The following is a 19,884-nucleotide window of genomic DNA, read 5'->3' as shown; positions in this document are numbered from 1 at the left end:
GAAAGGGGGGAAAGTACATGTCTGAACGTATGATGGCTAGTGAGTCAGGTAGCTATGATGAACATTTTGAATTATCTTTACGCCCACAAAGATTAGCACAATACATTGGTCAACATAAGGTAAAGGAGAATTTACAAATTTTCATTGAAGCGGCAAAGCTTCGTCAGGAAAGTTTAGATCATGTGCTGTTATATGGACCACCCGGACTTGGGAAAACTACATTAGCTGCTGTCATTGCTAATGAAATGAATGTCAATGTGCGCATGACTAGCGGCCCTGCAATCGAACGTCCTGGCGATTTAGCAGCTATTTTAAGCTCACTGGAGCCAGGGGATGTGCTATTTATCGATGAAATACATCGCCTGCCTCGTGCAATTGAAGAGGTGCTTTATCCTGCCATGGAGGATTTTTGTTTAGATATTGTCGTTGGTAAAGGCCCTGAAGCGCGTTCTGTGCGACTTGATTTACCACCATTTACACTAGTTGGTGCAACAACAAGAGCAGGTGCATTATCAGCACCTTTAAGGGATCGCTTTGGCGTATTATTAAGATTGGAGTATTATGATCATACTTCACTTGCAGAAATTGTTGTACGTAGTGCGCATTTATTTGATGTTGATATTGAACAAATAGCAGCATTGGAAATGGCAACGCGCTCGCGTGGTACACCCCGTATTGCTAACCGTCTGCTAAAACGAGTACGAGATTATGCACAGGTGCTTGGAGATGGTATGATAACGGAGGGACTTGCTAAGCAAGCGCTTGAGCTATTACAAGTCGATCCTAGAGGGCTTGACCATATTGACCATAAACTCGTGACCAATATGATTGAGCGCTTCCGCGGTGGCCCAGTAGGCTTAGATACGTTGGCAGCATCTATAGGCGAAGAACGCGTTACGATTGAGGATGTGTACGAGCCATATTTGATGCAAATCGGCTTTATCCAACGGACGCCACGTGGACGTGTGGCAACACATTTAGCCTACGAACATTTTGGATATGAATATCCCCAACAAACCTAGAAGAAGGAAGTATTTTCATGCGTGTAGAAGATTTTGATTTTGAATTGCCAGAAGAACTTATTGCACAAACACCACTTTTAGACCGTACAGCTAGTCGATTAATGGTAGTGACGCCAGGCTCAACAAATGTCGAGCATCACCATTTTGCTCATATTTTAGATGAGCTACAAGCTGGAGACTGTCTTGTGTTAAATGATACTAGGGTATTACCAGCGCGTTTAATGGGTGTAAAAGAGGAAACGGGTGCTCATATAGAGGTACTGCTATTAAAGCAAATGGCAGGTACGGATGAATGGGAAACACTTGTTAAACCAGCTAAGCGTGTAAAAGTCGGCACAGTTGTAACATTTGGAGATGGCTTACTGACAGCTACTTGTACAGGAGAGCTTGATCATGGTGGACGTACATTTGAGTTTAAATATAACGGAATTTTTTATGAAATTTTAGAGCAACTTGGTGAGATGCCACTACCTCCATATATTCGCGAAAAATTAGAGGACAAAGATCGCTACCAAACTGTTTATGCAAAAGAGCGCGGCTCAGCAGCAGCACCAACCGCAGGCCTGCATTTTACAGAAGAATTACTAGAGCAGGTGAAAGCAAAAGGGGTCGAAGTTGTATTTATCACTTTACATGTGGGACTTGGAACTTTCCGTCCTGTAAGTGTAGATTCAATTGAAAATCACGAAATGCATTCTGAATTTTATAGTGTAACGGAAGAAACCGCATCTATCATAAACCGAGTAAAGAGTAATGGTGGAAAAGTGATTGCAGTTGGTACAACCTCTACACGTACTTTAGAAACTATCGGCTCTAAATATGGAGGCGAAGTACGAGCGGAACAAGGTTGGACGTCTATTTTCATTTATCCGGGATATGAATTTACTGTTGTGGATGGTTTAATCACAAACTTCCATTTACCAAAGTCTACTCTTGTCATGCTTGTTAGTACGCTTGCAACAAAAGAAACAATTTTAAGTGCATATCAACAAGCTGTTGAAGAAAAATATCGTTTCTTTAGCTTTGGTGATGCTATGTTTATTCGCCCAAAAGGCGAATAAAGAAAAAATCGGAGTACTGTTTTTACTTTAGATAAGAGAGGAATTTTTATAATATGACACAACCAGCAATTCGGTATGAGCTACTTCATACTTGTAAACAAACTGGAGCACGACTTGGCATCGTGCATACACCACATGGCTCTTTCGAGACGCCAGCATTTATGCCTGTTGGTACACAAGCAACTGTTAAAACAATGTCGCCTGAGGAATTAAAGGAAATGAATGCAGGCATTATTCTGTCAAATACGTATCATTTATGGCTACGACCTGGTAATGATATTGTTAAGGAAGCAGGGGGCTTGCATAAATTTATGAACTGGGATCGCCCGATTTTAACAGATTCAGGTGGTTTCCAAGTGTTCTCACTTAGTCAATTCCGTAAAATCGAAGAAGAAGGGGTTCATTTCCGCAATCATTTGAATGGGGACAAATTGTTTTTAAGTCCAGAAAAGGCGATGGAAATTCAAAATGATTTAGGTTCGGATATTATGATGGCTTTTGATGAATGTCCACCTTTCCCTGCGACATATGACTATATGCTGCAATCAGTAGACCGTACAACACGTTGGGCTAAACGTTGTAAAGAGGCACATAAACGTCCAGAAGAACAAGGTCTATTCGGTATTATTCAAGGGGGAGAATACGAGGAATTACGCCGTCGTTCTGCAGAAGCATTAGTAGAGCTAGATTTCCCAGGTTATGCAATTGGAGGGCTATCTGTTGGTGAGCCTAAGGATATAATGAACCGAGTATTAGAGTTTACAACACCACTAATGCCAACAAATAAACCACGTTACTTAATGGGTGTAGGTTCACCCGATTCATTGATTGATGGTGCTATTCGAGGCATTGATATGTTTGACTGCGTATTACCGACACGTATTGCCCGTAATGGCACATTAATGACATCTGAAGGTCGTTTAGTTGTTAAAAATGCAAAATATGCACGTGATTTCGGACCAATTGATCCAAACTGCGATTGCTATACATGTAAAAACTATTCACGCGCTTATATTCGTCATCTAATTCGTACGGAAGAAACGTTTGGTATTCGTTTAACAACTTACCATAACTTACACTTCCTATTGAAGCTAATGGAACAAGTGCGTGAAGCAATCCGAGAAGACCGTCTTGGTGATTTCCGAGAAGAATTTTTCGAGAAATATGGCTTTAATGGACCAAATGCAAAGAACTTCTAATATTTAGGAAAAAAATCATGTGGATTTGTGTGGAATTTGAATATTTCTAGCAAAAATATGTCTATCTTAGAAAAAATATTAGTAATATAGAAAAATTTTGGGCTTGTCCATCGCTTTTTTATGGTGGAATAGTCTATACTAATAAAGAATTGGAAAGGGGGCAAGAATCATGGACCAACTATTAGGATTAGCACCAATATTATTAATGTTCGTTGCAATGTGGTTTATTTTAATCCGCCCTGCTAAAAAGAGACAGCAGGCAACACAAAATATGCAAGGTAATTTGCAACGTGGAGATAAAGTGATTACAATCGGTGGCTTACATGGTGAGATTGACTCAATTGAGGATACAGCTGTGACATTAAAAATTGCAGACAATGTGCGCGTTAAGTTTGACCGTCAAGCAATTGGACGAGTAAATGGCGACCAATAAAAATAATGAGAAAAAGACTTACATTAGTTGTAAGTCTTTTTTTTTAACATCAAATGCCACCGTTTTTTAATTTCTTCATTAATTCTGCTCCCGTTTCATTGCCATTTACCGTTATTCTGCTTAAAGCAAATACATTATCGCCAATAGTAACACCTTTATTTTTAATAACAAAAGCCATTTTAAATCCAACATTTTTCGCTAATTTCATTGCATCTTCAGAATTTGTTCCGAAGGGATAGCTAAGAGCAATTGGTTCATAACCTAACTTTTCTTCGATAATTTTCCTGGAAAGAATAAAATCTTTTTTAACTCTTTCTTCGTACTCTTCTTGTTTTTCTAGTTTTCCATTAATGTAACTACGACCATATATGGCACCTTTCATTCCACCGTTGAATGACTGTAATTTATAATGCGAATTCCAAGTATGGCTTTGAATGGTAATATAATCTTTCATTTCTTTTAATTGATCCCAATTCATTTTGGGAATTTCGTTTGGATATTCATTCTTTCCGCCTTTTTCTAATATATGACTGGCGATAACAAAGATTTCTGCATGCATTTTGTATTTTTTTAAAATTGGATAAGCTTTTTCATAGTTACTTAAATAACCATCGTCAAAAGTTATTAACACCGGATTTTTAGGCAATTCTGCTTTACCGTTTAAGTAATTATATAATTCTTGGGCTGTAATCGAATTGTACCCATTCTCTTTAAGCGTTTTAATTTGTTTTTCGAAATTCTCTGGGGAAATGACTGTATTATTATTTATGTTTTTATCCAAATGGTGGTACATTAGAACTGGAATCTTCTCATTTTTATATCCATAAATAGGATAAGGTTTAATGAGCAATATACTAGAAGCAACAATAACAACAGTAACTAGAAAAATTACTATCCTTTTCATTTTCTCACCTTGTTTTCATGTTTTCTTGAATTGGGGAATAGTGGATTATTTACTAAATGCGGAAGTATAAGAGATGACCTTTAACTTCTTTCAGCAGAAGTCTCCCACCTCTATAAGTGATGAGATGAATACGGATTTAAGCTGCTTTTCAGCGGATGTCCAAACACCCGCTGAAATAGAGGAACTCAGTCTAAAAACGCCACGTCCTGTGGCAACGACTGAGTGACCAACATCGGTGCTGTTGCTGCGCTTTCGCACAAACAAAACCCTCTGCTGCCGCTACGTTAGCACTACGTTTCGCGCAAAAAACATCTGTTGGCCCAAAGCCTCCGGCGGATGTCACGGAATCGGAAAGGAGTTCTTAGGGGATGTTAGCCTAAGATCATCGCATCCATGCGATAACGGCTAGCTGACCTGCATCGGTAAAAACGCTACGTCCTGTGGCATTACCGAAATGACCGACATCGTGTCGGCCGTCGTGCAGGCCTAAGTACAAAGCCGATTTCCGGACGCAATTATGCCGAGGCATAATTGATACAATAACTACATTATTGTTGGGTGAGCATCATGAAATGTCCTTGATAATTGTCCGAATTTTTTTTGCCATTTTGAAAAGCAGGAATTATAGCTCCTTTTATTGTATACAAACAACTAAGGTTTATTCTTTTGATTTACGAAAGTTCACAGCATCATTTCCCTATTATAAGCAAAAGAGTGTTATTTTGTTAAAGTTGTTCGTGCATTTTTTAGGTTGTGACTTAATTGAAAACTCGGTTTGCTTAAAGATTAGCATGCAAAATAAAATCAAGCATAAGAAAAATTTTCGAAGACGATAAGTGTTAAAAAATCAAAGTAAAGGTATAACATCATCCTGTATAAAAAACGATGAGTAAGGTCACCTTGAATAGTATGGGGGTGACTATATGGAAGAATATTTAACTATTATTTTTAGAACATGCTTTTTATATGTGTTTATCCTAATAATTTTTCGTTTAATGGGTAAACGTGAAGTCGGCGAATTATCTGTAATTGATTTAGTCGTATCCATTTTAATGGCTGAGGTTGCTGCGTTTGCACTTGATGATTTCGAAAGTCCTTTATTTAAAGTGATTTTCCCAATCATCATATTGTTTTTCATTCAAATAACAACAGCATATATTTCACTCAAAAATAAAAAATTCCGTGATCTGGTTGATGGTGATCCAGTATTGCTTATAAGAGACGGTGTTATTTTAGAAAGTGAAATGCGCAAGCAACGCTATAATCTAGATGATTTGTGTCAACAATTACGTGAAAACGGAAATGCTTCCGTTACAGATATCGCTTATGCTTATTTAGAGCCATCTGGCAATCTGTCCGTATACCAAAAAGATGAAAAGGCATTTGTTTACCCACTGATTATCGACGGTGATATTCAGGATAGGCATTTAAAGGTATTGCATAAGGATGCCGATTGGTTAATGGCAGAGCTTGCTAAAAATAATATTACGGATAGTAACACTGTATTTTTTTGTGTTTGGGAGGAAGATCGGCTACATATCCAGCTGAAAGAATCTTAAACTTTTTTTGCCAACTTACGAAGATAGCGCAAATCAGTTATGCGTAATTGATTGGAAACTAGTAAGAATGTAAATAGTAAAAACAAGGTTACACAGCTACTTAAAATTAATGGCAATGGCATTATTTGCATCAGAAAATACTGGGTAACACAAACCGCGATAAAACAGCTATATGGAACAACAAACATTCTAAAACCCGCACGTAAATTTTTACGTTGTCTCACTGTTGCAATATGCAAAAATGAAGTTAGTAAGACGCCAAAACCAATTGCCACAACGGCACCTTTTTCCTGAATACCAGGCTGAGAGGCGAGCACGAACATGACAAATAGCTTACCAAGACCACCGTAAATGGAGTTCATCATCGCAGCACGGGCCTCACCAATTGCTTGTAAAATCGAATGCAAAGGACTTTGAATATAATAAAAGTAAAAAATGGGAGCTAATATTTTCACATAACCTCGATTTTCTTGTAAATGAAAGAGCTTCATAGCTATTTCGTCACCATGAACGAAAAAGTACGTAGCAGCAACACAGCCCACTAATGAAGATAGTCGTAATGATACAGAAATACGTTCCTGTACGAGCGGTATATGCTGACGGGCAATCGCGTCACTAACAGCCGGTATAAGAACAATTGAAAGTGCTGCAGACACAAAAGCCGGGAATAATAATAGGGGGACTAGTACACCCGAAATAACCCCATATAAAATTGTTGCAGCGGAGGCTGTCAAACCAGCCATAGTTAACGCCTTTAAAAAAATGATAGGTTCTAAAAACCAAGTAAAAGATCCGAACAGTTTGCTTCCTGCAGAAGGAAGAGCAATTCGTAACATCGGGGAGGCAGGATATGCCTCTATTTTGTTTTTTCGTGTCAATAATTTTTTCTTTGAGACTATATAATGCATCCACAAATATAAGAAAGCAACGACTTCAGCTAGAAGCGTAATACCCATAGCAGAGGCTGCTGTAACGGCAGCATTATTATAGGCAGCCACATAAGGCAGCGTTAAAGTGATGAAGCTAATACGGATAATTTGTTCAATCATTTGAGCCCAAGCTGTTGGTGTGATTTTGGCAATACCCTGTAAATAAGCGCGTAATAATCCAGAGCCAACTGACACTGGTACAGCAAAGAGTGCAATCCAAAGTGTAACTGTAGTTTGTTCATTATGTAAAAGCGTAGTCGATATATATGGTATAGTTAGTGCAACAATCGGCATAAAGACGATCATTCCAATAAATGACCAAAGGATAGCCGTACGCATAACACCATAGATGCCTTCGCGTTTGTTTTTTGCTAATAACTCTGCTACAATTTTTGCCACAGCGATAGGTAGTCCAAGTTGAATGAGTGAGATGAAGAAAATGAACGCCGGATAGACGGTCATATAAATGCCGACCGCCTCTTCACCAGCGATACGCATAAATTGCATTCTATAAAAGAAGCCAAAGAGTTTCGATAAAAAAATCACGAACATTAAAAATAGTGTTCCACGTACAAAAGAACTCATGCCATCCGTCCCTTCTCAAGCCACAAAAATTCATTTACACTATTTGTATGCAAACTTGTCTCACGATACGACTTTGATTGGAGATGATTCAAAATGAGTATGCAGCATGAGCAACTATTTGAAAAAATCCGTCCTGCAATTGATAGTAAGATGGAAGAGTTTAAATATTATCAATACAATGCGATTACAGCAGAAGAACTATGGCGCTATTGTGTAGAAAAAAAATGGCGCAGAAAAAATATTGAACAACTACGCATACATGAAATTATCGCCACTATTTTTGCAGTATCACCATCTGATATCGTATCTTTTAATCAAGTAGAATTCTTACAAAGTAATGATTGGTTTACAGAAGTGAATACGGAAGAGTTAAAAATGTTGCTTGGTCTGGTAAAAACTTAAGAAGAATGTGTGAAATTTGTCAAATTATAAAAGAATACTAAAAGTGTTGAATTGACACCAAGCGCAACGTGTTTCATAATGAGTGTGTTGCGCTTTTTTTTATTTGTATAAGTATATTCACCAAAAACCTCCTAATAGATCTTTTCCAAATTTGGAGGAAAAACACCTATTCAAATACTGGGATAAATTTGCGCGTTATGAACGATTGAAATAAGTAGAGCAATCTTTTTGAAGCACAGGCAACATTATTCTAAAGGAAAAGGAGGAATAAACGTTTCAAAAGGACTTGCTATTATACTTGTTTGTAGTGTAAGGACTTGCCTTACACCAATTCGAGGAGGATTTATAAATGAAACTTAAAAGTCGTATAGTTGCATTCGTACTATTAATGGTTATTTTTGTAGCAACCATCGGTACGACTGTAGGCGACGTCTTAAAGGACATTAAGCTAGGCCTTGACTTACAGGGCGGGTTTGAGGTTCTTTATGAGGTTAAAGAATTAAAAGAGGGACAAAAAATTACACCTGAAGTTGTAGCGTCAACAGCAACAGCTCTTGGTGAACGTGTAAATGCTATCGGGGTAAGTGAACCGAGCATTCAGGTTGAAGACAAAAACCGCATTCGTGTGCAATTAGCAGGTGTCGAAGACCAAGAATCAGCACGTGAATTATTGTCTACTTCTGCAAATTTAACATTCCGTGATGTCGATGATAATTTATTGCTGGATGGTAATGACTTAAAGCCAGGTGGCGCTAAAGGTTCCTTTGACCAGCAAAATCGTCCAATTGTTTCACTAACATTAAAGGATGCGAAAAAGTTTGCTGATGTCACAAGTAAAATTGCCGCTAAACCAGCAGGCCAAAACTTACTCGTTGTATGGTTAGACTTTGAAGAAGGTGTTGATTCATATAAAGCTGAATCACAAAAAGCGAAGCCTCGCTATGCATCTGCTGCAACAGTTAACCAAAGATTAGATACAACAGATGTTATGATTAGCGGGAACTTCACAGTTGAAGAAACGAAAAATCTAGCGGGTATTTTAGATGCTGGGGCACTTCCTGTTAAGCTTAATGAAATTTATTCTACTTCAGTTGGTGCACAATTTGGTGACCAAGCACTGAAAAGTACAATTTTCGCTGGTATTGTGGGCGTAGTAATAATTTTCTTATTTATGCTATTCTACTACCGTTTGCCTGGCTTTATTTCCATCATTACACTTGCTATTTTCACTTTCCTAGTACTTGTTGTATTCGATTGGATTAATGCGGTGTTAACACTTCCTGGTATCGCAGCTATCGTGCTTGGTATAGGGATGGCGGTAGATGCAAATATTCTTGCCGCAGAACGTATTCGTGAGGAATTACGTGTCGGTTATTCGGTTAAACAAGCATTCCAAATTGGCTCGAAGGAGTCTTTATCAGCAATTGTCGATGCACAGCTAACTACATTATTAGCAGCTGCTGTATTATTCCAATGGGGTACAAGCTCTGTTAAAGGGTTTGCCACAACATTAATTATTAGTATTTTACTAAGCTTTGTAACAGCTGTTTGGGGCTCTCGTGTATTACAAGGATTACTTGTAAATAGTGGCTACTTCAACAATCCAGCATGGTTTGGTATTTCGAAATCTAAACAGCATAGCCTGGATGAAAATATCGGAACATTAGATTTATCAACGAAATTTGATCGTTTTGACTTTGTACACAACCGTAAGAAATTCTATACATTCTCATTAGCTATTTTAGTAGCTGGTGTAGTGGTACTTGGTATATTCCGTCTAAACCTAGGTATTGATTTCTCAAGTGGTACTCGTGTTCAAATTGAAGCGGATCAAACTTTAACTAAAGAAGAGGTATCTAAATACTTAGATAGTATCGACTTCTCTTCAGAAGATATCGTTTTAACAGGTGAAAAGAGCAACGGAGCGGTTATCCGTTATAAACATGACCTAACGCAAGCAGAAATTTTAAAATTCAAAAAAGAAGCAGGCAAAAAATATGGTCATGAACCTGGAGTAAGTACAGTGTCTCCAACCGTTGGTAAAGAGCTTGTGAAAAATGCGATTAAAGCATTATCTCTTGCGGCTGTCGGTATCATTATCTATGTAGCGGTTCGTTTCGAATGGCGCATGGGTGTTGGGGCAATTGTTTCGTTACTACATGACGTATTCTTAATTGTTGCTGTATTTAGTTTTATGCGCTTAGAAGTTGATATTACGTTCATTGCAGCTGTACTGACAATTGTCGGTTATTCTATTAATGATACGATCGTTACATTTGACCGTATGCGTGAAAACTTAGATCGATATGATACGATTAAAGACCGTGAAGTGTTAGCGGATATCGTAAACAAATCACTACGTCAAACAATGGGTCGATCTGTTAACACAGTGTTAACGGTTATTATCGTTACAGTGTCACTTCTTATTTTAGGTGCACCATCGATTCAAAACTTCTCGATCGCGTTATTAGTTGGTTTAATCACAGGTATGTATTCTTCAATTTGTATTGCTGCACAAATCTGGTATTCACTTAAAGTTCGTGAAATGAAAAAATCAGATGGTCAAATACACAAAAAAGAGAAAAAACAATGGGGTACTGACGAGCCTACTGTTTAATTTCTTGAAAAAAAGAATCTGCTTGCTTTCTTTTGAAAGCAGCAGATTCTTTTTGTTACGTTTAAAGTTTAAATTTCAGTAGTAATGTTTGGAGTTGCTGAGCGTTGTTGCTTAATTCCTCAGCTACCTCATTCACCTGCTGCATTGTTGCAGCTTGTTCTTCTACTGCTTCAGCAATGATTTGTGAGTTACCCGCTGAAATACTCGCACTATTTGCAATTTCTGTTACAGAGGCAGCGACCTCTTCAGCACTCGCCGAGATTTGTTCCGAAGTAGCTGAAATATCTTCAATTTGATCAGTAAATGTTTGCACAGACTCTGTAATAGAATCAAATGCATCACCAGCCTCATGAATTTTTGCTACTCCATCCTGGACAGATGCTAATCCTTCATGCACAGCAGCGGCAACATTTCTTGTATCCGTTTGAATTTCAGTTGTAAGGGCAATAATTTGGCCAGCAGATTGATTGGATTCTTCAGCAAGCTTTCGTACTTCATCCGCTACAACGGCGAAGCCTTTGCCGTGCTCACCAGCTCGTGCTGCTTCGATGGCAGCATTGAGTGCCAGTAAATTGGTTTGTTCAGTAATAGCGGTAATTACTTTTGTAATTTGCCCGATTTCTTCAGATTGCTTACTTAGCTTTTGCGTTAAATCGGCAACTCGTGTAGTTGCCTCAGAAATTGTATCCATCTGCTCTTTGGCGGTAGTAATAGTTTTTCCTCCGGTATTAGCAAGCTGTGTCATATTTATAGCATTATGATGCAAATTTTGAGTAGCCTCAGCAATTCGTTGTACACCAGTAGCTGTTTCATCCATAGCTAGAGCACTTTGTTGAGAGGCACTAGCAGATGAAGCTAGATGGTTTGACGTGTCTTGTACTCGATGTGAGATGTCGCTTGAAGTTGTTGTCACTTCCACAGTGCTAGCGGAAAGCTCTTCAGAAGCGGCAGATAATTGTGTAGCGTTGTCCTGAACATTTTTTAGTAGTACAGATAAATTCTGTTTTAACGCATTCACTGCTGTGGCAAGTGTACCAATCTCATCTTTTGAGTTATGTTCAAGCTGAGCAATCGTTAAGTCACCGTGTGCTAATGTATCGGCTGCATTAATCACTTTACGAAGCGGTTGAATGATGGAGCGTTTTACAAAATACATAAAATATAAACCAACAATTGCACTTATAACAAGTAAGACAATTGAAATAATAATAGCTCGAGTAACTGTTTGGACAACACTACTTTTAACCTTTTGCAGCTGTTCGTCATGATAATTTAATAAATCATTTGTCAGTGTATAAATTTCTTTGTTGCTTTTTGTAACTTCTCCATTTATGTATGATAAGGCTAAATCTGTATTTCCACTATTAAATGCTTGCACTGCTTTATCAGAACTTGTTAGTAAATCTTGTTGTAAATCGGTTACTTGCTTCAAAATATTTTTTGTGTAATCGGAACGAACAATACCTGAAAGTTCTTGAATAGTTTCTGGTAATAGTTTTTCATAACGTTCTAAATTTGATTTTGTCGTCTCATCCTTACTATTTAGAATATAGGAACGTAAAAAAAGCCCCTGTGAGGCAAGCTGCTGCTGTATTTCCTCTGTTGATTGAATTTGCACGATTCTGTGATCAAGTACCTCTACTATGTCTCCCTCAACCGACTTAAATTGAAAAAATGCAATAACACTTGATAATAAGAGTAAACAAATGAGTGAAATAAAACCTAAATTTAGTTTTTTTCGAACGGACATATTCGTTCCTACCTTCTTTAATGTATTAGAGAATCAATGGTTTGAATTTACTATAACTTGATATTTTTACAAGGTCAATACTTGATAAATTCTCAAAAGTAGGCATTTTAATTCCCTTTTATTGGTGCGTAAAGAAGGTGATTTTTCCTATAATATAATTTCAAAAGTCCTTTCAACATTTTCCTTTTTCTCTGAATTGATTGACAATTTTTATAGTTTGGCATAAAATGAGGCTAACTTTTTTGTTCGGTACAAGGTAGTTGGTCTCGGGAGCGAGGCCAGCCTTAGAACAGATGAGCTGAGTTTAGATGAGAATAGCTGAGAAATTGTTGAATAAGAGTAGTAGCATAAGTGTGCAATTTAGAGAGTCAGTGGTTGGTGCAAACTGGTTTGTAGCTTATGTGAATGGACTTATGAGAGTCGCTAATTATAATAGCGAACGGATTCCCCACGTTAAAGGGGGTGCTTTGACTTAGATAAAACAAATCTTTTCGTCATTAACTGAAAAGATATGTCGATTTAACTTCTTTCAGCGGGTGTCCAATCATCCGCTGAAAGAAGTTAAAGCCTCCGGACGCAATTATGCCTCAGCATAATTGATCTGGCGAACTAAGCTGAGCACTTAAGAGAGAGCAAGTATGCTCTAATATGAGGTGGCAACGCGGTCATGATCGTCCTCTGCAATTAGGAAAAATCCTTTTTGCAGGGGACTTTTTTTGTTGTTTTTAATTCGCAGGGGATGAATGCTTCAATGCAACTACCGAAAATAGGTAATTGATTGACGGGAGCTATGTCAAAAAAGAGGGACATTCACTGGAACGTTTTAGGAGAGTAAAACGATGCATCACCCGAACATTTGAAGGATTGCTTTTTTAATGGCTTACCTCCAAAAGTTAGAAACAACATTTGTTAAAACGTACGCCATGCATATAAGTTGATCTTCGTTACGACTGGGCGACTCCTCGGGGATCAGCAATAGAGGAGCGAAGGCTAAAACCATCACATCCTGTGATAACGCCTTCGTGACCAACATCCTGTTGCTGCCGCTACGTTGCACTGCGCTTTCGCACAAAAAACATCTGTTGCCCCAAGCGGCTCATCGGACGCCCCCAGGAAGCTCTGCTCTGCGCGAAAGCGAAGCGTCAGCGGCAAATGTTTTATCTGTGCGAAAGCGTAGCGACAGCAACAACAAAGCGCCCAGCTGGAACGGAAATCAACCCTACGCTATGATGATCCTTTTTTCAACAAGAGCTGATTCAGCAACTAAACCTTTATAAGAGTCTTACCGGAGAAATTTAAAAAAGGAGATTGGTAATTATGCTATCGACGAATTCAAGAACGAAAATGAAAACCATTAATGCTGATTCTTTAACACCGATTTTAATTTTTAGACGCCTTCAAGGGGAACATAAATTTCTGCTGGAGAGTTCAGCACAGCATGAAGGAGCAGGACGCTTTTCTTTTATTGGTGCTAATCCAAGAAAAACGTATAAAGGCTTTGGAGATGAGATTCAGGAATATTCATATAAGACTGGAAACACCTATACACATAAGGGCGACATGATTGTTTTATTGAAAAGGTTAATGCCACGTATATCCAATACGACACAATTCCCATTTTCAGGCGGTGCTGTTGGCTATGTTGGCCATGGTACAACAACAATATTATCGACTGCACAGGATAAAGTAGAGCTACCAGATGTGCATTTCCATGTGTATGAGACAGTTATTGTGTTTGATCATGTAACAGATGAGGTTACTTTGATTCATACGAATATTGATGCGGAAAAAAAAGAACCAAATTTAGAAGAGTTGGCAGAGCAGCTTTTAAAAGGTAGAGAGATTGAGGAGACGGCATGTAGCTTTGAACCTTTTGAATCGACTACGAATGAACAGTTTGCTACATCCCTTACATCGATCAAAGCTACTTTAGATGAAGATATTACTAGGGTTATGTTATCAAAGTATTTTTTAGCAAATCTACAAGGAGATGCTTTCGCTTTATATCGTCAATTGCGTAAAAAACATCCTGCTCCTTATATGTATTATGTAGAATTTGACGATCATGTTGTCTTAGGGACATCTCCTGAAAGTTTAATTCGAGTAAAGGGTGAGCGTGTGATTGCAACACCAACAGATGGGACATTTCCTAGAGGTTCCACAAAAGGTGAAGATTTAGAGCAGGAACGCAAGCTAAATGAAAACACAAATATTAGGGAGTCACATGCTGTACTTGTTTCTGCCGTGCAACAAGAGCTACAGCCTGTGTGCTTCCGAGATTCTATTCAAGTCATTGAGGCGATGAAAATTGAGCGTTCCAAGCATGCATTACACATGACATCGAGAGTCGAGGGACAACTATTACCGATGCTTCATGCACTTGATGTATTAGCTACAACATTACCATCCTTTGCATCAGCAGATGTTCCAAAGGGTCAGGCAATAGATCATTTAGAAAAACCTGATCAAGCTACCGGGATATTTAGAGGAGCTCTTGGATTTATTGGTTTTAACGGTCATCTTGATTTTGCCTTAACAGGGAAATCCATTGTCATAGAAAATGAAACGATGCAAATGCAATCGACTGTAATGGTGACCAAATACACAAATGTTGAGGAAGTTTTAAAACAAGTAGAAAAGGACGAACAGGAATTTTTACAGCTACTTGAAAAAGAAGGGGGTCAACATTAATGAAAGGTATTCGTCAAAAAGTACAACAACAAGAGCATTTAATGTATGAGGAAATGCTACAGGCAGCAAAATGGATGTTTCAAGATGACACACCTAAGGAACAAATTGCAAGTTTTTTAACGGCATTATCGGTCAAAGGTGAAACTGCACATGAAGTAGCGGCATTAGCTACAACTATGCGTTCGTTTGCATTAGACGTACCAGCAAACGAAGGGGTCTATATGGATAATTGCGGTACTGGTGGCGATGGTCTTAATACATTCAATATCAGTACAACTTGCGCCTTTGTATTAGCGGGGGCTGGTGTCAAAATGGCGAAGCACGGTAATCGCAAAATTTCTTCGGCATCAGGAAGCTCTGATGTTTTGGAAGCACTTGGGATTCATACGAATATTTCCATTGAACAAACTGTTGATCTGTTAGAGAAAGAAGGAATTGCCTTTTTATATGCTCCAAATGTCCATCCGAAATTAAAGCGAATTGGGGAGGTTCGTCGTGCACTTGGCAAGCCAACTATTTTTAATCTTGTCGGTCCTCTTACGAACCCAGTGCCTTTATCGACGCAATTTACAGGCATTAACCGTCCTAATTTTGTCATGGAGTATGCTTCCGTATTACAAATGTTAGGGCGAGAACGTGCAATGGTCGTTTCTGGGCCACTAGGTTTAGATGAGGCGTCATTAGCTGGTCAAAATACGTTTGTCTTAGTAGATAAGGGAGACTTAATTCCATTTTCATTAACTGCAGAAGAAGCGGGTCTCAACTATGCACCAATAGAGGCCATTCGTGGAGGTAATGCAGATGAAAATGCTGCTATTATGCGTAAATTATTAGCTGGTGAACAAAGTGCTTATTTTGACACCGTTTTATTGAATGCTGGTATTGGGTTGTTCAGCTATGGCATTGCTGAAACCGTTAAAGAAGGTGTAGAAATAGCGAAGGATAGTATTTATAGCGGGCGTGCCCTGCAAAAATTAGAGGCAGTCGTTACTTATAGTGAGCATATTAAAAGAGTGGAGGTCCAATAATGAATATTTTAAATAAAATTCTCGAACAAAAAAAGATGGAAGTTGGTGCTTTACTTGAACAGTCCGACCCATTAGCGAATTTTACAGAAAAACCGCGTCCATCATTATTTGAGCGATTGCGAAAAGCTGAAACATTACAGGTTATTTCTGAAATGAAGCGTGCTTCCCCCTCAAAGGGGTTAATCGCAGAAGGGGCAGATCCAGTGGCACAAGCAGAAATTTATGCAGAAGCAGGGGCAGCGGCCATTTCTGTTTTAACAGATAAAACGTTTTTTAAAGGTTCCTTTGATGATTTGGCTGCAGTTGCAAATGCTGTCCAAACACCACTTCTATGTAAGGATTTTATGATTGATCGTGTGCAAATTCGATTTGCGAAGGCATCAGGTGCATCAATTATTTTACTAATTGTGGCTGCGTTAACAGATGAGGCATTACGTGATCTGTATAGCTATGCAACAGGTTTAAATTTAGAGGTATTAGTGGAGGTGCATGATCTCGAAGAGCTTGAGCGGGCTATTGCAGTTGGTGCCAAACTAATTGGCGTCAATAATCGAGACTTACGTACGTTTGAAGTGAGCTTAGACCGAACACGTGAAATTGCTGAAGCTTTTCCGTTCGAAGAAGAGAAAGTATTAATAAGTGAAAGTGGAATTTGGACACAAGAAGACGCTAAAGCGGTGGCGGCCATGGGAGCTAGTGGCGTTCTTGTAGGTGAGTCATTAATGCGCAGTGGTGATGCAGGTTCTGCTCTAAAAAGTTTACAGGTCAATAAGGTGGGGGCATCTGTATGACGAAGGTGAAAATTTGTGGACTGAAGGAACAACAGCATGTGCTGGCAGCAGTAGAGGCAGGAGCGGATGCCATTGGTTTTGTCTTTGCACCAAGTAAACGACAAGTGACGGTTGAACAGGCACAGCAATTAGCCAAACATGTGCCAGAGGGCGTTTTGAAAATCGGTGTTTTTGTCAATCCAAGCGCAGAGGAATTACGCGTAGCAAAAGAAAGTGTACCATTAGATTATGTGCAATACCACGGGGAAGAATCTCCTGAATTTATTCGTCGGCAAGGCTATCCAGCAATCAAAGCTTTGTCCGTGAGAGGTGCTGAAGATGTTCAGATGGCTGCTAACTACGATGTAGACTACTACTTATTTGATGCACCAGGGACAGATTTTAAAGGAGGCAGTGGTCACACGTTTGATTGGACCCTCCTAGAGACGGTAGGGATTCCGCGTGAAAAGTTAATTTTAGCAGGTGGTTTGCAAGCTGAAAATATTGAAGAAGCAGTGTCGCTTGTATCGCCATTTATAGTAGATGTATCAAGCGGTGTGGAGACAAACGGAGTAAAAGACATAGCAAAAATAACCGCATTTATAAAGGCAGTAAAGAAGGGGAGAGCATAATGGCGAATTCAATTGCAAATAGTGTACCTACAAAGGAAGGACGTTACGGAAAATTTGGAGGACAATTTGTTCCGGAAACATTAATGACAGCATTGTTGGAATTAGAGACGGCCTATGATGAGGCAATGAATGATCAAGCGTTTACTGAGGAATTAACTTATTATTTACAACAATATGTTGGTCGTGAAACGCCGTTGTATTACGCAGAAAATTTAACAAAAGAGCTAGGGGGCGCGAAGGTTTATTTAAAGCGTGAAGATTTGAATCATACTGGAGCCCATAAGATTAATAATGCAATTGGTCAAGCGCTTCTTGCAAAACGAATGGGTAAAAAGAAAATAGTAGCAGAAACGGGTGCAGGGCAACATGGAGTGGCAACGGCAACTGCATGCGCTTTATTGAATCTTGACTGTGTTGTGTTTATGGGGGCAGAGGATATCAAACGCCAACAGTTGAATGTGTTTCGCATGGAGTTACTCGGTACAAAAGTGGAATCTGTAGAAACAGGTTCAAAAACATTGAAAGATGCTGTTAATGCAGCACTGCGCTACTGGGTGACAAATGTTGAGGATACTCATTATATTTTAGGCTCGGCTTTAGGGCCACATCCATTCCCAAAAATCGTAAGGGATTTCCAGCGTGTAATTGGTGTTGAAACTAGAGAGCAAATTTTAAATAAGGAAGGTCGTTTACCAGATGCAGTCGTTGCTTGTATAGGCGGCGGTAGTAATGCAATTGGTATGTTCCATCCTTTTGTCGATGACAACACTGTAGCGCTATACGGAGTAGAGGCTGCGGGCAGTGGCATTGAGACAGGTAAGCATGCAGCAGCAATTGCCGGTGGACAGCTAGGCGTTTTACACGGTGCATACATGTATTTATTACAAGATGAAAATGGCTTTGTGCAAGAAGCACATTCTATTTCAGCTGGTCTAGATTATCCAGGGAAAGGTCCAGAGCATTGTTATTTACATGATATTGGGCGTGTTCAATTTGATTCGATTACAGATAGTGAAGCTCTTGAGGGCATGCAGTTACTGTGTAGAACAGAAGGTATACTACCTGCACTAGAAAGCTCTCATGCTATTGCTTATACAGCAAAACTCGCGAAGACAATGTCTACAGATGACATCATTGTTGTGTGCTTATCCGGCCGAGGAGATAAGGATGTTCATACTGTCCGAAAAGCATTAGGAGGAGATGTGTAATGACGACACTACAGCAGGCAATTGAACAAACGAAAATCGCTGGTAATAAAGCATTTGTACCCTATATTATGGCGGGTGATGGGGGTCTGGAAACTTTGAAGCCAACAATTCTGAAGCTACAGCAAATGGGTGTAACGGCAATTGAAGTTGGTATACCATTTACAGATCCTGTAGCAGATGGACCGACGATAGAGCAAGCAGGTGAACGTGCTTTAGCAGAAGGTGTGACATTACGTAAAGTGCTAGATGCATTAGCTTTATGTAAAGAAGAAATTGAGGTTCCATTAGTTGTCATGACGTATTTTAATCCTGTTTTAGCTTTTGGGTTAGAGGCTTTTGCTAAGGCTTGTGTGGCAGGGGGCGTTAAAGGGTTAATCGTTCCTGATGTACCGCTTGAAGAAAGTGCAATCTTACGTGACACATTAAATCCACATGGGGTCGACATCGTACAGCTTGTATCGTTAACAAGTCCGCCAGAGCGAATTGCACGTATCGCGGCTGCCAGTCAAGGCTTTGTCTATGCTGTAACTGTCAATGGAATCACCGGAGCCCGTACAAGTTTTGCGAATGATTTAAATAATCATTTTGCACGCTTACGTGAAGCAAGCCAAATACCAGTACTAGCGGGCTTTGGAATTTCAACTCCCGAACAGGTGGTAAGCATGGGGGCACTTAGTGATGGTGTAATCGTTGGTAGTGCGATAGTGACAGCATTACATGAAGGTAATTTGGAGAAGATTGAGGCATTAGTATCTGCTTCAACTTCTTTCAGCAGAAGACTCCCACCTCTATAGGTGGTGAGATGAATGCGGATTTAAACTACTTTTCAGCGGGTGTCCAAAAATCCGCTGAAAGAAGTTAAAGCCTCCGGCGGATGTCACGGAATCGGAAAGGAGTTCTTTGTGCAAGCACAAAGCCGATTCCGGACGCAATTATGCCGAGGCATAATTGAAAAGATATGTTTAAGAAGCCTACTCTTTAACGGAGTGGGCTTTTTTTCTTTTGAGATTGTTAGGTATAAGTAAAAAGACGACGGACTGCCACAACTTTACAGGTAAAACTATCATTCTCAAGGATAGTGCGGATAGGCTAGA

17 protein-coding genes and 1 other annotated feature are annotated in these 19,884 nt (G+C 39.2%); of the genes, 13 read left to right on the top strand and 4 right to left on the bottom strand.

The features are described from left to right. Positions 1-17 precede the first annotated feature (17 nt). From ruvB to yajC, 4 genes are all read left to right on the top strand, one after another. Positions 18-1,022: a Holliday junction branch migration DNA helicase RuvB gene (gene ruvB, locus ACQKMI_RS02255; protein ID WP_427487008.1), complete on the top strand. Its 1,005-nt coding sequence runs from the start codon at positions 18-20 to the stop codon at positions 1,020-1,022. A gap of 17 nt (positions 1,023-1,039) precedes the next feature. Continuing rightward, a complete protein-coding gene (gene queA, locus ACQKMI_RS02250) occupies positions 1,040-2,083 on the top strand; it encodes a tRNA preQ1(34) S-adenosylmethionine ribosyltransferase-isomerase QueA (RefSeq protein WP_386845414.1) in 1,044 nt (347 codons plus the stop codon). Between the two features lie 53 nt (positions 2,084-2,136). Then, positions 2,137-3,282: a tRNA guanosine(34) transglycosylase Tgt gene (gene tgt, locus ACQKMI_RS02245; protein WP_323647571.1), complete on the top strand. Its 1,146-nt coding sequence runs from the start codon at positions 2,137-2,139 to the stop codon at positions 3,280-3,282. 169 nt (positions 3,283-3,451) lie between these two features. Then, positions 3,452-3,715 (top strand): preprotein translocase subunit YajC, encoded by a 264-nt coding sequence (gene yajC, locus ACQKMI_RS02240; protein WP_427487006.1) that lies wholly within the window; start codon positions 3,452-3,454, stop codon positions 3,713-3,715. 49 nt (positions 3,716-3,764) lie between these two features. Here yajC and ACQKMI_RS02235 read toward each other — a convergent pair whose 3' ends face one another. After that, positions 3,765-4,619, bottom strand: coding sequence for a polysaccharide deacetylase family protein (locus ACQKMI_RS02235; RefSeq protein ID WP_427487005.1), 855 nt, complete (start codon positions 4,617-4,619; stop codon positions 3,765-3,767). Between the two features lie 90 nt (positions 4,620-4,709). Then, entirely contained in the window at positions 4,710-4,877 is a 168-nt protein-coding gene (locus ACQKMI_RS02230) for a hypothetical protein (protein ID WP_427487004.1), read from the bottom strand. A gap of 665 nt (positions 4,878-5,542) precedes the next feature. Between ACQKMI_RS02230 and ACQKMI_RS02225 the strand changes: the two genes are divergently transcribed. Continuing rightward, positions 5,543-6,178: a DUF421 domain-containing protein gene (locus ACQKMI_RS02225; RefSeq protein ID WP_427487003.1), complete on the top strand. Its 636-nt coding sequence runs from the start codon at positions 5,543-5,545 to the stop codon at positions 6,176-6,178. Here the strand turns inward: ACQKMI_RS02225 and ACQKMI_RS02220 are convergent. Then, positions 6,175-7,692, bottom strand: coding sequence for a putative polysaccharide biosynthesis protein (locus ACQKMI_RS02220; RefSeq protein WP_427487002.1), 1,518 nt, complete (start codon positions 7,690-7,692; stop codon positions 6,175-6,177). The genes ACQKMI_RS02225 and ACQKMI_RS02220 overlap by 4 nt on opposite strands. A 93-nt stretch (positions 7,693-7,785) precedes the next feature. Here ACQKMI_RS02220 and ACQKMI_RS02215 point away from each other — a divergent pair, with 93 nt between their 5' ends. Together ACQKMI_RS02215 and secDF are read left to right on the top strand one after the other, a co-directional pair. Further along, on the top strand, positions 7,786-8,094 hold the full coding sequence (locus ACQKMI_RS02215; RefSeq protein ID WP_427487001.1) for a post-transcriptional regulator: 309 nt from the start codon (positions 7,786-7,788) through the stop codon (positions 8,092-8,094). A gap of 349 nt (positions 8,095-8,443) precedes the next feature. Next, entirely contained in the window at positions 8,444-10,711 is a 2,268-nt protein-coding gene (gene secDF, locus ACQKMI_RS02210) for a protein translocase subunit SecDF (protein ID WP_427487000.1), read from the top strand. A 61-nt stretch (positions 10,712-10,772) separates the two neighbouring features. Here the strand turns inward: secDF and ACQKMI_RS02205 are convergent, their stop codons facing one another. Next, complete coding sequence (locus ACQKMI_RS02205; protein WP_427486999.1) at positions 10,773-12,461, bottom strand: methyl-accepting chemotaxis protein; 1,689 nt, start codon at positions 12,459-12,461, stop codon at positions 10,773-10,775. Between the two features lie 320 nt (positions 12,462-12,781). Continuing rightward, positions 12,782-13,143, top strand: a binding site (T-box leader). 635 nt (positions 13,144-13,778) lie between these two features. Between ACQKMI_RS02205 and ACQKMI_RS02200 the strand changes: the two genes are divergently transcribed. The 6 genes from ACQKMI_RS02200 to trpA are packed head-to-tail and all read left to right on the top strand — an operon-like array spanning position 13,779 to position 19,584. Continuing rightward, positions 13,779-15,152, top strand: a complete 1,374-nt coding sequence (locus ACQKMI_RS02200) for a chorismate-binding protein (protein WP_427486998.1) — start codon at positions 13,779-13,781, stop codon at positions 15,150-15,152. Continuing rightward, positions 15,152-16,180, top strand: coding sequence for an anthranilate phosphoribosyltransferase (gene trpD / locus ACQKMI_RS02195; RefSeq protein WP_427486997.1), 1,029 nt, complete (start codon positions 15,152-15,154; stop codon positions 16,178-16,180). The genes ACQKMI_RS02200 and trpD overlap by 1 nt, the downstream gene beginning before the upstream one ends. Further along, positions 16,180-16,971 carry an indole-3-glycerol phosphate synthase TrpC gene (trpC, locus tag ACQKMI_RS02190; RefSeq protein WP_427486996.1) on the top strand — a complete coding sequence of 264 codons (792 nt, stop codon included), beginning with the start codon at positions 16,180-16,182 and terminating at the stop codon, positions 16,969-16,971. The genes trpD and trpC overlap by 1 nt, the downstream gene beginning before the upstream one ends. Continuing rightward, on the top strand, positions 16,968-17,582 hold the full coding sequence (locus ACQKMI_RS02185) for a phosphoribosylanthranilate isomerase (protein WP_427486995.1): 615 nt from the start codon (positions 16,968-16,970) through the stop codon (positions 17,580-17,582). The genes trpC and ACQKMI_RS02185 overlap by 4 nt, the downstream gene beginning before the upstream one ends. Next, entirely contained in the window at positions 17,582-18,790 is a 1,209-nt protein-coding gene (trpB, locus tag ACQKMI_RS02180; protein WP_427486994.1) for a tryptophan synthase subunit beta, read from the top strand. The genes ACQKMI_RS02185 and trpB overlap by 1 nt, the downstream gene beginning before the upstream one ends. Then, positions 18,790-19,584 carry a tryptophan synthase subunit alpha gene (trpA, locus tag ACQKMI_RS02175; protein ID WP_427486991.1) on the top strand — a complete coding sequence of 265 codons (795 nt, stop codon included), beginning with the start codon at positions 18,790-18,792 and terminating at the stop codon, positions 19,582-19,584. The genes trpB and trpA overlap by 1 nt, the downstream gene beginning before the upstream one ends. The last annotated feature ends 300 nt before the right edge of the window (positions 19,585-19,884 follow it).

Source organism: Lysinibacillus sp. NPDC097214, assembly GCF_050277945.1.
Lineage (GTDB): Bacteria > Bacillota > Bacilli > Bacillales_A > Planococcaceae > Lysinibacillus > Lysinibacillus xylanilyticus_B.
The sequence above is the reverse complement of the archived record's forward strand: the minus strand, read 5'-3'. Positions and strand labels throughout refer to the sequence as shown.